The organism is Nonomuraea fuscirosea (assembly GCF_003001935.1).
Taxonomy (GTDB): domain Bacteria; phylum Actinomycetota; class Actinomycetes; order Streptosporangiales; family Streptosporangiaceae; genus Nonomuraea; species Nonomuraea fuscirosea.
Window position 1 is genome coordinate 514,557 of sequence record NZ_PVNG01000002.1, and the last position, 12,834, is coordinate 527,390.

The following is a 12,834-nucleotide window of genomic DNA, read 5'->3' on the forward strand; positions in this document are numbered from 1 at the left end:
CGGTCAGCCGGGCAGGTGGTGCAGGTCGGCCGGAGTCGGTTGCGGAATCGCGGGGTCGGAGGCGGGGGGTTCCTCGATCGGGACGTAGTCGTGACGCATCCCGTGATCGCCCAGCCACCGCCGCAGCCCGCCCACGGCCTCCGAGTTCGTCGCCACCTGGGCCGCGTACTCCGACAGGGCCACCTCCTCGCCGTCGTCGAACAGCAGCCGCGCGGGCCCCGACCACGACAGCGTCCACTTGGCCTCTCCGAGCTGGATCAGCACCGCCTCCAGCGCCTGCCCCAGCACCCCGGCCAGCAGGGTAGGGGAAGGGTTCCAGCCGCTCTCCAGCAGCTTGGCCTCCAGCTCCGCCTGCCGCCCCCGCGCGATGGCCTCGAACGCCGCGTCCAGGTACGGCCGCGAGGCCCCCATCACCTGCTGCCCGGCCACCGCCAGGTCGTGCAGGGCGTCGGCGTTGCGGCCGGCGTACATGGCGTGCGCGACCAGCTCCTCCCACGGCACCGGCCGCAGCGTCGTCGCCGCCTCGGGCGACCACATCGACTGCTCCACGGCCTGCACGGCCACGTTCGGGTCGATGAGCAGGGTCAGGGCGGAGCGCGGGTCCGGCACCTGCTGCGGCTCCGGCAGGTGCTCGATCGCGGCCAGGCGCTCGGCCATGCTCGGATGCGAGTCGTACGGGGAGACCTCCTCGGGCCGCTCGCTCAGCTTGGCCAGCTCGGCCTGCCGCTCGGGGTCGCTCATGAGCGCGTGGAAGCCGCCGAACACCGTCGCCGGCCTGGTGCCGCCCGCGCCCGTCAGGGTCAGGTAGCTGTCGACGTAGGTCTCCCAGCCCGCCGCGGTCAGGCGGATCTTCTTCAGCGCCCCTGACGTGGCCTGCCGGCCGCCGATCGCCACGGCGAAGCGGTCGGCCTCCAGCTCCTGCTTGCGCGAGACGGCCTGCGAGACCCGGAGGTAGAGCTTGGCGTACCAGGTGAACAGGCGCTGCACGAACGGATGGTTGCGCAGCCCCTGGACGGTGGCGATGAGCGAGACCCGGCCCCGGTAGACCGGCGCGCCGAGGCGCGTGTGGGCGCCGCTGTAGTGGCCGAGCTCGTGCCCGAGCACCGCGCGCAGCTCGTCCACCGTGAGCGTCTGCAGCAGCGGCAGCCCGATGAACATGCGCCGCCGCGTCGCCTTCAGTCCCAGGAAGCGGGTGTCCTCAGAGACGGCCGCGTTCACCTCGGGGACCAGGCGGATCTCGTCCGGCGGGGCCGTGCGCACGCGCTGAGCCAGTTCCTCGACCGTCTGCCACAGCACCGGCTCGTGCTCGCGTCCCACCGGCACGCCCGGCTGCTCGCCCTCACGGCGGCGGCTGACCATCACCAGCGTCCTGACCAGAGCGCCCGACGCCAGCGTGAGCACGATCGCGAACTTGAGCGCGGTGGCGTGGAAGTCGATGATGAGCAGGACGTCGAGGAAGATGGCGGCGGCCACGATGAGGCCGACCAGTACGTAGAAGCCGGCGAGCAGGGTGAAAGCCAGCACTGCTCGGAACGCTGTCGTCATGGGGGAGGGCTCCCGGGGAAGGGGTTCTCGCGAGGCTCGACACTAGCGGAGACGGGAAACTGGATAAAATCGCTTCACTGATGCCGTACTACGACGAGCATGACCAAGAGCGTTGGGTTCCGGAACTTCCCGGCAATCCGGAACGGTCCGCGTTCGAGCGGGACCGTGCCCGCGTGCTGCACAGCGCCGCGCTCAGGAGACTGGCCGCGAAGACGCAGGTCGTCGGCCCGGGGGAGACGCTCGGCGGCGGCCAGCACATCCCCCGCACCCGCCTGACCCACTCCCTGGAGTGCGCCCAGGTCGGCAGGGAGATGGGCGCCACGCTCGGCGTGGACCCCGACCTGGTGGAGACCGCCTGCCTGGCGCACGACCTGGGGCATCCGCCGTTCGGGCACAACGGGGAGGTGGCGCTCAACGCGTTGTCGAGCTCGTGCGGCGGCTTCGAGGGCAACGCGCAGAGCCTGCGCCTGCTCACCAGGCTGGAGGCGAAGGTGCTGACCGAGGACGGGCGCAGCGCCGGTCTCAACCTGACCCGCGCCGCCCTGGACGCCTCCGTGAAGTATCCGTGGACCTGCCGCGAATCGCCCAAGTTCGGCGTGTACGACGACGACCTGCCGGTGTTCGAGTGGATCAGGGAGGGCGCGCCGGCCGGGCGGGTGAGCTTCGAGGCGCAGATCATGGACTGGGCCGACGACGTCGCCTACTCCGTGCACGACCTGGAGGACGCCCTGCACTCCGGCCACGTCACCCCCGAGGCGCTCCAGTCGCCCGCCGAACGCGCCCAGGTGTGCGAGATCACCCGCACCTGGTACGCCCCCGGCGCCGACCTCAACGAGCTGGAGGAGGTCTTCGCCAAGCTGATCGACGACCCGCTCTGGCCGCGCCACTTCGCCGCCACGATCGCCGACCTGGCCGGGCTCAAGGCCCTCACCAGCGGCCTCATCGGCCGCTTCTGCAGGTCCGCGCAGGCCGCCACCAGGGAGGTGTACGGCTCGCGGCACCGCGCCGACCTCGTCGTGCCGCACGCCACCAGGCTGGAGTGCGCGCTGCTCAAGGGCGTCACCGCCCACTACGTGATGACCACCGAGGACCACCACGCCAACCAGGCCAGGCAGCGCGACCTCATCACCGAGCTGGCCTCGCTGATCACGCTCGGCGCGCCCGGCACCCTCGAACCCGCCTTCAGGCCCGCCTTCCTGGAGGCCCCGGACGACGCCGCCCGCGTGCGCGTGGTGATCGACCAGATCGCCTCGCTCACCGACACCTCGGCGGTGACCTGGCACCGCCGTCTCTCCCGCTGACCGATCCCGGACGGGCCCCGCCGGCCGATCTTCTGGTTAAGGCTTCGTCAACGAGCCGGGGTCGCCGGGACGAGCCGCTTTCGCGAGGACCCCCGCCGGGCGGATACTGCGCCCATGGCCACATATGTGATCGTCGGTGCCGGGCTGGCCGGGGCCAAGGCGGCGCAGACACTGCGGGAAGAGGGCTTCGACGGCGAGATCGTGCTGATCGGCGCGGAGAGCGAACGGCCCTACGAGAGACCACCCCTGTCCAAGGAGTACCTCCAGGGCAGGAGCGAGCGGAACGACATCTTCGTCCACGCCCCCGACTGGTACGCGGGCAACGGCGTGGATCTGCGGCTCGGCACGCCGGTCACCACAATCGAGCTGGAGCACCACGTGGTGCGGCTCGGGGACGGCTCCCGGCAGCCGTACGACAAGTTGCTCATCGCCACCGGCGCCGTGCCCAGACGGCTGCCGGGGCCCGCCTACTACCTGCGTACCGTGGCGGACAGCGAGGCGCTGCGGCGGCGCTTCGCCGAGGGCGGCTCCGTGCTGGTCGTCGGCGCGTCCTGGATCGGCCTGGAGACCGCCGCCGCGGCGCGCGCGGCCGGCTGCGCTGTCACCGTCGTCGAGCCCGAGCCCACCGCGCTCAACCGGGCGCTCGGCCCCGAGCTCGGCGCCCTCTTCGCCCGCCTGCACGCGAGCAAGGGCGTGGACCTGCGCTTCGGCATCGCCGCGGCGGAGATCACCGAGGACGGCGTGCGGCTCAGCTCCGGTGAGCGGCTGAGCGCCGACCTGGTCGTGGCCGGCATCGGGGCGGCGCCTGAGGTCGGTCTGGCCCGTAACGCGGGCCTCGACGTCGGCCAGGGCATCCGCACCGACGCCTCCCTGCGCACCTCGCACCCCGACGTGTACGCGGCCGGCGACGTGGCCGAGTTCCTGCACCCGGTGTACGGCCGCCATCTCCGCGTCGAGCACTGGGCCAACGCCCTGCACGGCGGCCCCGTGGCCGCCCGGTCCATGCTGGGCCAGGAAGTGGTGCACGACCGGCTGCCCTACTTCTTCACCGACCAGTACGAGCTGGGCATGGAGTTCTCCGGCGACATCGAGGGCCACGACGAGATCGTCTACCGGGGCGACCCCGAGAGCCTGGAGTTCATCGTCTACTGGCTGCGCGGCGGCCGGGTGATCGCCGGCATGAACGTCAACACCTGGGACGTCGTGGACGGCATCCAGGAGCTGATCAGATCAGGGGTCCAGGTCGACGCCAAGGAGTTGTCGTCGGGCTGAGCGCGGGCCGGCGCACGCCGTCGTGGACGCCTCAGCTCCGTTCGACTTCGAGCACGAGCTTGCCGGTGGTACGGCCGGCCTCGATGCGACGGTGCGCCCGCGCGGCCTGCTCCAGCCGCAGCGACTCGACCCGTACCCGGAGCTCCCCGCTCGCGGCCGCGGCCACGGCCCGGCGCAGCGCCCGGCCCGCCTCCTGCGGGAACGCGGCGGAGAACGCGGCCAGGTTGAACCCGGAGACGGTCCTGTTGGCGAACCACAGCTCGTCGGCCGAGATCCCGACGTCCTCGGCGCCGGAGGCGTTGCCCATCACCACCAGCCGGCCCATCGGCGCGAGCAGGTCCAGGCCGCTCCGGCGGGCCGTGCCGCCGACCATGTCCACCACGACGTCGAATCGACCGGCCCCGGCCACCTGCTCGCGCAGGACCACCTCGTCGTAGCCGAACGCCCTGGCCGCCTCGATCTTGGCCGGGCTGCCCACGGCGCCCACCACGCGGCCCGCGCCCAGCAGCCGGGCGGCCTGACCGAGCTGGCTGCCCACGCCTCCGGCGGCGGCGTGCACCAGCACGTCCTCTCCCGGTTCGATGCGGGCCACCCGGTCGAGCACGAGGAACGCGGTGGCGCTGTTGGACGGCAGCGCGGCCGCGGTGCCCAGGTCGAGGTCGTAGCCGTCCAGCGGCGTCACCAGGTCGGCGGAGGTGGTCACCACCTCGGCGTAGCCGCCGCCGTCGACGATCGTCAGCGCGGCGACCGGCTGGCCCGCGCGCAGCCCCTCGACGCCGGGGCCGAGCGCCCTGACGCGGCCTGACACCTCGATGCCGGGTACGAACGGCAGCGGGACGTCCACCACACCGCGCCGGTAGAGGATCTCGGCGAAGTTGGCGCCCGCGTAGGCCACGTCGATGGAGACCTGCCCCGGCCCGGGCTCGGGGACCTCGACCTCGTCGAGACGCAGGACGTCGGCGCTGCCGAATTGGGGGATCGTGATCGCTCTCATGCCGTCCATCGTGCGGGGACGACGCCGGCCACGGCAGTGTCAGCTCATCCTGGGTGTGCCACCACCAGGCTCTCCACCTTCTCCTTGGTGCCGGTGCCGGGGAGTGGCGTGTGCAGCACCACGTTGAGGTCCGCGCGATCCGGCAGGCGCAGCAGCGAGTACTCGAAGGTGAGGTCCCCGGCCTCGGGGTGGGTGATCGCCTTGATTCCCTGCGAGCGGGAACGGACGTCCGGCCGCGCCCACAACCCGGCGAAGTCCGCGCTGGCCGCGCACAGCTCCGCTGCGATCCGCCCGAAGACCGGATCGTCGGGGTACCGGGCCGCGCCGGCACGGAAGTCGGCCACCATGTCCGGGGCGAACTCGTGCCACTCGGTGAACCTGCCGCGGTAGGTGGGGTGGGTGAAGAACGCCACCATGCAGTTGCGGACCTCGTCGTCGAACCCGAACACCCGTCTGGCCGCGTCGTTCATCGCCACCAGGTTGTAGTGCCGGTCCAGGACGTGGGCCGGTTGGGGCATCCACGCCGCCAGCACCGCGCGCAGCTGCTCGCTCACCGGCGCGCCGGGGCGGCCCGCGGGGTCCGGTGGATTCAGCCCGGCGAGCACGTACAGGTGCGCCCGCTCGGCCTCGTCGAGCCGCAGCGCGCGGGCGATCGCGTCCAGCACGGCGTCGGAGACCTTGATGTCGCGCCCCTGCTCCAGCCAGGTGTACCAGGACACCCCGACCCCGGCGAGCACCGCCACCTCTTCCCGGCGCAGTCCGGGAGTGCGGCGGCGCCCCGCGGCGGGCATGCCGACCTCGGCCGGCGTGAGCGCTTCCCGCTTGGCCCGCAGGAACTCCTTGAGCTGGTCACGGCGGCTGGCAGTCACCAGCACACCCTACGCGGCCCCGGGACGGCCCTCGCCGCACCCCCGCCGCACGACCGGCGCGCCCGCTCGCCCTGCTCAGCCGGCCGTGACGCCGCTGTCGGTCAGGGGGTCCGTCGCCGTCGGGCTGCGGTCGGCGTCACTGTCGGAGCTCCTGCGCGGCCTCGGCGTCTTGGTGGGCTTGCTGCTCTGCGGCGTCGCCTGCCGCGACACGCACTGCACGGAGCAGGGCGGCGTCTCGCCCAGCTTGCCGCGCAGCTTCATCGTCTCCTCGCGCGGCGAGTACGTGCGGTTGCCCTTCTTCCAGGCGTCGAGGTAGTCCCACGGCTCGACCATGCCCCTGCGCACCCACCAGAAGGCCGGGCCGGTCTTCCACGAGATCGCGAAGTAGAGGTTGGACCCGGTGTCGCGGGCGTTGCCCGAGCGGCCCACCCGTCCCAGCACCTGGCCCTTCTTGACCTTGGCCCCGGGCTTGACGCCGTCGGCGATCGAGTCGAGGTGGCCGCCCAGGTACCGTACGCCGTCGTCACCGATGATCGTGACGAACCTGCCCTCGCGGTCGGCGCCCGCGTCGGTGCCCGGCTGCCACCTGTCCTGGTTGTTCACCTCGTCCACGACGCCCTCGACGGGCGACACGAACGAGCAGCCCTGCGGCGCCCAGATCGTCGTCTTGGGCAGCACGAGCAGCTTGCGCTGGTAGGTGGTCTTGCAGCCCTTCACCGGGAAGGCGTAACTGTACTTCGACAGCTTCGGCGGCGGGACGTTCACCGGGTCGTCGCCCTGGGGCGGCTGCTCGGCCGCCTGCGGCTGGGGAGTAGGGCTCGGGGTCGTGGCGGTGGCCGAAGGGGTCCCCGAGACGGCGACCGTGGAGGGCGATCCGGCCCCTGCTCCGGCCCCGGCGCCGATGCCCGCCAGCCCGGTGGCCTGGGTGCAGGCGCCGGTCAGCAGCACAGCGCCCGTGACGGCCGCCCATCGTCCGATATGCCCCGATCGCATGTTCTCCACCCGTGTCACCGTTTCCACCGACAACCTTTACCTTTGTAGCCGACCGGGAGCCCCCGCATGGCCGCTTTCCCCCTTTAGCAGCCGCAAGGTAACCGTGGGCTACCTCCCCGCTCCCGATACCGGGGACACCCGGTCGGTCGGGAACCGTCGGTGGGGCGGAATAGACTTCCCGGCGTGGCTGGCCGGATCCGTGATGTCGACATCGCACTCGTACGCGAGCGCTCCCCCATCGCCGACGTGATCGGCGAGCACATCCAGTTGCGCAGCGCCGGAGGGGGCAACCTCAAGGGCTTGTGCCCGTTCCACGACGAGAAGAGCCCGTCGTTCAACGTCACCCCCGAGCGGGGGATGTACTTCTGCTTCGGCTGCTCCGAGGGCGGCGACGTGATCACGTTCGTCGAGAAGATCGAGCATCTGTCGTTCGGCGAGGCCGTCGAGCGGCTGGCGCAGCGGGCCGGCATCCAGCTCCAGTACGAGCAGGGCGGCTACGTGCCCCGGCGCGACCACGGCGAGCGGGCCCGGCTGATCGAGGCGCACCGGGCGGCGGCTGAGTTCTACGCCGACAAGCTGATGTCGCCGGACGCGGCGGTGGGGCGGCGCTTCCTGTCGGAGCGCGGGTTCGAGCGGGCCGACGCCGAGACGTTCGGGGTCGGCTACGCGCCGGCCGAGTGGGAGGCGCTGGCCCGCCATCTCCTGGGCCGCGGCTTCAGCGCCGACGAGCTGGTGAAAGGCGGTCTGGTCAGGGAGGGGCGGCGCGGCCCGATCGACCGGTTCCGCGGGCGGCTGATCTGGCCGATCAGGGACGCCACCGGCGATGTGATCGGCTTCGGCGCGCGCAAGTTGCTTGATTCCGACGACGGTCCGAAATACTTGAATACGCCTGACTCTCCGCTTTACAAGAAGAGCCAGGTCCTTTATGGAATTGATCTTGCCAAGCGGGAGATCAGTAAGCGCGCGCAGGCCGTGATCGTCGAGGGATACACCGACGTGATGGCCTGCCATCTCGCCGGCGTGCCGACCGCCGTGGCCACCTGCGGCACTTCCTTCGGCGAGGAGCACATCAAGATCCTGCGCCGGTTCCTGCTCGATCAGGCCGAATTCCGCGGCGAGGTCATCTTCACCTTCGACGGCGACGCCGCCGGGCAGAAGGCGGCGCTGCGCGCGTTCGCCGACGAGCAGAAGTTCGTCACGCAGACCTACGTGGCGGTGCAGGGCGACGGGCTCGACCCGTGCGATCTGCGCGTCAAGCAGGGCGACGCGGCCGTGCGCGATCTGATCGCCAGCCGCGAGCCGCTCTTCCAGTTCGCGATCAGGAGCACGATCTCCCGCTACGACCTGCGCAGCAACGAGGGCAAGATCGCCGCGCTCGACGCCGCCGCGCCGATCGTGGCCGGCATCAAGGACGTGGGGCTGCGCAAGCGTTACGCCATCGACCTGGACCGGTGGCTGGGGTTCATGGACGAGCGCTTCGTCATGCAGCGCATCTCCGAGGTGTCCGGCACCCAGCAGGGCCGCCGCAGGCAGGCCCCCAAGGCGGCCCCGCACGACCCGGGCGTGCGGGTCGAGGGCGAGCTGCTCAAGCTGGCCGTGCAGCGCCCCGCGCTGATCGGGCCCCGCTTCGACGCGCTCGACGCGCAGGCGTTCACCGCCGTCGAGCACGTGGCGTTGCACAAGGTCATCGCCGCCGCGGGCGGGCTCGCGGCGGCCGGGCACGGCGGCCGCGAGTGGGTGGACCGCCTGCTGGAGCACGCGCACGAGGAGGGGGCGCGGGCGCTGGTGACCCGCTTCGCGGTGGACCCGATCCAGGCCGACGCCCACGCCGAGGAGCGCTACGCCGGCGCGATGCTGGCCGCCATCGAGGCCATCGCGGTCGATCGGGCCATCGCGCAGGTCAAGTCGCGGATCCAGCGGCTCAACCCGGTGGAGGAGCAGCAGGAGTACAACAAGCTGTTCGGGGAGCTGGTGGCGCTGGAGCAGCAGCGCCGCGTCCTGCGCGACCGCGCCGCCGGCAGCTGACCCGCGACCGCCGCTGCCGCGCCTCCAGGGAGCTACTGGCGTGCCTCCAGGCCGCCGCTTCCGCGCCTCCGGACCGCCGCTTCCGCGCCTCCGAGCCGACGCCGGAACGGCTCTGTCGTGCCGTCTCATCACTCGCGTTTGGTAACAGTTAGGACGCGATCGCGACCGCAATTCAGGGTGGTAGACCCGGAAACTTGGCCCGGTCCACAATCCGCGACGGGCGACGGACGGCCACGTCGGGGCAGCGGAACGGCGGCGTCCGACCGGGGGGTGTCGCCGGGCGCGTGAATCCAGACCGCGTAATTGACTTTACTTTCCTGATCAAACTCAGGCTAAACCTTATTGCGATCTCAATTCGGTAAGGACGATCGTCTTACCTTCGGTGACAAAAATGGGTCTGCCATTTGATGGAACCAATACTGCAGACTGTCTCCCGTGGGTGCATCGGTGCTGCCAAGCGGGCCGCCATCGGTAGATCAGGTGGCGGACCTCGTCGCGAAGGGAAGGGAGCGCGGGAGCGTAACCGTCGATGACGTCGCAGCCGCGCTTGACCGATCCGAGTTGCCGTCCGACGCGCTGGAACGCGTCGTGCGGATGCTCGCCGAGAACGGTGTGGAGGTCCTCGAGCCCCAGGGCGACGAGGAGACCTCCCGCGCCGATGAGGAAGACGTAGGCAAGCGGGCGCCGACCAGTGATCTCGTCCGGATCTATCTGCGCGAGATCGGCCGGGTGCCGCTGCTGACCGCCGAGGAGGAGGTGGAGCTCGCCAAGTCGATCGAAGCCGGCCTGTTCGCCGAGGACAAGCTGGCCAACGGGGTCTCGCGTCTGGCCTTCCCGGAGTTCAGGGAGCTCGTCTGGCAGGGCACCCGGGCCAAACAACGGCTGATCGAGGCCAACCTCAGGCTCGTGGTGTCGATCGCCAAACGCTACGTCGGCCGCGGCATGCTGTTCCTGGACCTGATCCAGGAGGGCAACCTCGGGCTCATCCGGGCCGTGGAGAAGTTCGACTACACCAAGGGCTACAAGTTCTCCACCTACGCGACCTGGTGGATCCGTCAGGCGATCACCCGGGCCATCGCCGACCAGGCGCGGACGATCCGCATCCCCGTGCACATGGTGGAGACCATCAACAAGCTCGTCAGGGTGCAGCGCCAGCTCCACCAGGATCTCGGCCGCGAGCCGATCCCGGAGGAGATCGCCAAGGAGATGGATCTCCCCGTCGATCGGGTGGTGGAGATCCAGCGCATCGCCCAGGAGCCGGTCTCGCTGCAGTCGCCGATCGGTGAGGAGGACTCCGACCTCGGTGACTTCATCGAGGACGCCGACGCCGTCGTGCCCATGGAGGCCGCGGCCTTCATCATGCTGCAGGATCAGCTCGACGACATCCTGGCCACGCTGTCGGACCGCGAGCAGCGCATCATCCAGCTCAGGTTCGGCCTGGCCGACGGGCATCCGCGCACGCTGGAGGAGGTGGGCAGGGAGTTCGGCGTCACGCGGGAGCGCATCCGCCAGATCGAGTCGAAGACCCTGGCCAAGCTCCGCCACCCGACGCGGGCGCAGATGTTGCGCGACTACCTGGACTGACCGCCGCCGCGACTGATCACGAGGAGACGGGACCGATCACGAGGAAAGGGGACGGCCACCGCCGTCCCCTTTCCGCTTCCCCTGTCACCGGCGAGTGGTCACGAACAGCCCTCGAACTGCGGCACCGCGATCGTGGACAGATCCAGCCCGGACTTGCCGAACCACTTGTCCAGCAGCTTCTTCGCCGTCCCGCTCTGGTACATGTCGGTGATCGCCCGGTTCACCGCCTCGCATCCGGCCACGTCGCCCTTGGCCATCCCGATCCCCGAGCGCTGCTCGTTGAACTGCGCGTTGGCCAGCCGCAGCCCCGAGCCGTCCTCGGCGGCCAGCCCGGCCAGGATGACGTCGTTGGTGGTGACCGCGTCCACCTGCCGGTCCTTCAGCGCCGCCAGGCACCTCTTGTAGTCGGGGAACGGCACGACCTGCGCCGCCACCCCGCGTTCCTCGACGACTCGCTTGGCCGCGTTCGCGCCCTGCACCTCGCAGATCTTCCGGCCCTTGAGATCGCGCACGTTCGAGATCGTGTCGTCGCGCCGGGTGAGGATGTCCTGGTACGAGACGTGGTACGGCCCCGCGAACAGCACCCGCTGCTTACGGTCCTGGTCGATCGTGAACGTGGCCACCACCAGGTCGGCCCGCCCCTGGGTGAGCACCTTCTCCCGGTCGGCGGCCAGCACGCCCAGGAAGGAGACCTCCTTGCCCAGCCGGCCGGCCACGTAACGGGCCACGTCCACGTCGAAGCCGTCGAACTTGCCGCCCGCGCGGAACCCGACCGAGGGCAGGTCCGTACGCACCCCGATGACGAGTTCGTCCTTGTCCAGGATCGACTCGCGCCCGCTCATCCCGCAGCCCGCGGCCGCCAGGGCGACCAGGACCAGCGCCACTGCCAGCACCCGCTTCACCGGTACTCCTTGAGTCGTGGCCACACCCCGGCGATCACCAGCAGCCCGATCGCGCCGATGGCGAACGGCATCAGCCGCCACAGGTTGTCCAGCGCGTTCTCGCCGGTGCCGATCGCCCGCTCGAACACCTGCTCGTGCGACTTGGCCATGGACTGCAGCGCCTGGTCGTAGGAGCCGAACGCGGTCATGGTCCGGCCGAGCCGCTCGGCGACCGCCTCGTTGGCCCGGCCGTCCGTGACGAGCCGGCGGAAGGCCGCGTCGGCGCGCTGGAAGTCCTGGTACGCCCGCATCACCTTCGCGCCGTCCCGGCCGACGAGCTCAGGCCCCAGCATGCCGAGACCTCCCGTCGTGCCGCTGGACACCTGCTGGTGGTAGGTGCTCAGGTTGCCCGCCTCGTAGTAGACGACCGACAGCGACTTGTCCAGATACGTGTGCTCGTAGGTGTCGGCCCGTTCCTTGTCCAGCAGGTAGCGGCTCTGGTCGCCCTGCATGCTGTTGCTGATCGCCCGCGCCCTGGCCAGCGTCAGCACCGAGTCGAACCCGTCCGACTTGGCCGTGCGCAGGGCCCGCTCGTCCTGGCTGAGCACGTTCACGCCGAAGATCATCGCCACCGCGGTCGTCACCGTGGCCGCCATCAGCGCCGGCCCGAAGACCCGGCGGAAGCGCCGGGCCAGGAAGACCTGCAGCCAGATCAGGCAGCCCAGCGCGACCAGCCCGGCCACCGCGACCGCGACCCGCACGAGCGGCACCATGAGGGCCTTCTCGTCGTAGGTGCGGCGCACGATCGTGCCGCTCTCCAGGGTCAGGTTGTACGCCTGCGGCAGCAGTACCAGCCGCATGAGGTCGGTGGCGGTGCGGTAGGTGCGCACCACGTCGTCCGGCGGCGGCCCGGCGGCGTGATTCGCCTGGTCGTTCAGCAGCAGGGCCTGCCCGGCCAGCCGCTCGTAGCGGCCGAGCCCGTCGAGCACCGACCGGACGGTCTGGCGCTCGGCCTCGTTGTCGCCCGACAGCTCGAACGCCTCCAGCAGCGCCCGGTGGGCCTCGACCCGCCGCGCGTCGTACTGCTTCAGCGCCTCGGCCCGCCGCGGTCCGTAGTCCCTGCCGATCACGAGCAGGTTGGCGACCTGCGCGTCCATGTCGCTCAGCGCGAGGTAGAGGCCGGCGGAGGCGACGACCTGCGGGCCGGCGTCGCGGCCGATGACGCGCAGCCCGTCGCGGGCGCTGGAACTGCCGACCGCGAGCGCGGCGAAGAGCAGGGCCAGCGACGCGACCGTGATGCCGGAGATGACGCGGATCCGGCCCGGCACGCTCCGGCGCGCCGGCGCAGGGGCGGGGCGCACCTGCACCAT

General features: G+C 71.1%; 10 protein-coding genes. 4 read left to right on the forward strand and 6 right to left on the reverse strand.

Annotated elements, in window-relative coordinates; genetic code table 11:
• Positions 1 to 3: 3 nt before the first annotated feature.
• Positions 4 to 1,545 carry a M48 family metallopeptidase gene (locus tag B0I32_RS05870; protein ID WP_106235638.1) on the reverse strand — a complete coding sequence of 514 codons (1,542 nt, stop codon included), beginning with the start codon at positions 1,543 to 1,545 and terminating at the stop codon, positions 4 to 6.
• 80 nt (positions 1,546 to 1,625) lie between these two features.
• On the opposite strand from B0I32_RS05870, the gene B0I32_RS05875 reads away from it, so the two are divergent.
• The gene (locus tag B0I32_RS05875; RefSeq protein WP_106235640.1) at positions 1,626 to 2,846 is read left to right on the forward strand and encodes a deoxyguanosinetriphosphate triphosphohydrolase; all 1,221 of its coding nucleotides are present in this window, start codon (positions 1,626 to 1,628) and stop codon (positions 2,844 to 2,846) included.
• A gap of 114 nt (positions 2,847 to 2,960) precedes the next feature.
• Positions 2,961 to 4,118 (forward strand): NAD(P)/FAD-dependent oxidoreductase, encoded by a 1,158-nt coding sequence (locus B0I32_RS05880; protein ID WP_181307052.1) that lies wholly within the window; start codon positions 2,961 to 2,963, stop codon positions 4,116 to 4,118.
• Positions 4,119 to 4,149: 31 nt separating this feature from the next.
• Here the strand turns inward: B0I32_RS05880 and B0I32_RS05885 are convergent, their stop codons facing one another.
• From B0I32_RS05885 to B0I32_RS05895, 3 genes are all read right to left on the reverse strand, one after another.
• Entirely contained in the window at positions 4,150 to 5,112 is a 963-nt protein-coding gene (locus tag B0I32_RS05885; RefSeq protein ID WP_181307054.1) for a quinone oxidoreductase family protein, read from the reverse strand.
• Positions 5,113 to 5,156: 44 nt separating this feature from the next.
• On the reverse strand, positions 5,157 to 5,981 hold the full coding sequence (locus B0I32_RS05890; protein ID WP_245955623.1) for a helix-turn-helix transcriptional regulator: 825 nt from the start codon (positions 5,979 to 5,981) through the stop codon (positions 5,157 to 5,159).
• 75 nt (positions 5,982 to 6,056) lie between these two features.
• Entirely contained in the window at positions 6,057 to 6,974 is a 918-nt protein-coding gene (locus tag B0I32_RS05895) for a M23 family metallopeptidase (RefSeq protein WP_181307056.1), read from the reverse strand.
• Positions 6,975 to 7,157: 183 nt separating this feature from the next.
• On the opposite strand from B0I32_RS05895, the gene dnaG reads away from it, so the two are divergent.
• Both dnaG and rpoD read left to right on the forward strand, forming a co-directional pair.
• Positions 7,158 to 8,999 carry a DNA primase gene (gene dnaG, locus B0I32_RS05900; protein WP_106235647.1) on the forward strand — a complete coding sequence of 614 codons (1,842 nt, stop codon included), beginning with the start codon at positions 7,158 to 7,160 and terminating at the stop codon, positions 8,997 to 8,999.
• Positions 9,000 to 9,479: 480 nt separating this feature from the next.
• Complete coding sequence (gene rpoD, locus B0I32_RS05905; RefSeq protein ID WP_393264463.1) at positions 9,480 to 10,583, forward strand: RNA polymerase sigma factor RpoD; 1,104 nt, start codon at positions 9,480 to 9,482, stop codon at positions 10,581 to 10,583.
• A gap of 98 nt (positions 10,584 to 10,681) precedes the next feature.
• Here the strand turns inward: rpoD and B0I32_RS05910 are convergent, their stop codons facing one another.
• Entirely contained in the window at positions 10,682 to 11,485 is an 804-nt protein-coding gene (locus B0I32_RS05910) for a glutamate ABC transporter substrate-binding protein (RefSeq protein WP_106235650.1), read from the reverse strand.
• Positions 11,482 to 12,834 carry a hypothetical protein gene (locus tag B0I32_RS05915; protein WP_425438086.1) on the reverse strand — a complete coding sequence of 451 codons (1,353 nt, stop codon included), beginning with the start codon at positions 12,832 to 12,834 and terminating at the stop codon, positions 11,482 to 11,484. Before B0I32_RS05915 ends, B0I32_RS05910 begins: the two co-directional genes overlap by 4 nt.

Coding starts and splice junctions, on each gene's coding strand:
- B0I32_RS05870 (WP_106235638.1), bottom strand. CDS start 1,545: ATGACGACAGCGTTCCGAGCAGTGCTGGCTTTCACCCTGCTCGCCGGC.
- B0I32_RS05885 (WP_181307054.1), bottom strand. CDS start 5,112: ATGAGAGCGATCACGATCCCCCAATTCGGCAGCGCCGACGTCCTGCGT.
- B0I32_RS05880 (WP_181307052.1), top strand. CDS start 2,961: ATGGCCACATATGTGATCGTCGGTGCCGGGCTGGCCGGGGCCAAGGCG.
- B0I32_RS05915 (WP_425438086.1), bottom strand. CDS start 12,834: ATGGTGCAGGTGCGCCCCGCCCCTGCGCCGGCGCGCCGGAGCGTGCCG.
- B0I32_RS05895 (WP_181307056.1), bottom strand. CDS start 6,974: ATGCGATCGGGGCATATCGGACGATGGGCGGCCGTCACGGGCGCTGTG.
- B0I32_RS05875 (WP_106235640.1), top strand. CDS start 1,626: ATGCCGTACTACGACGAGCATGACCAAGAGCGTTGGGTTCCGGAACTT.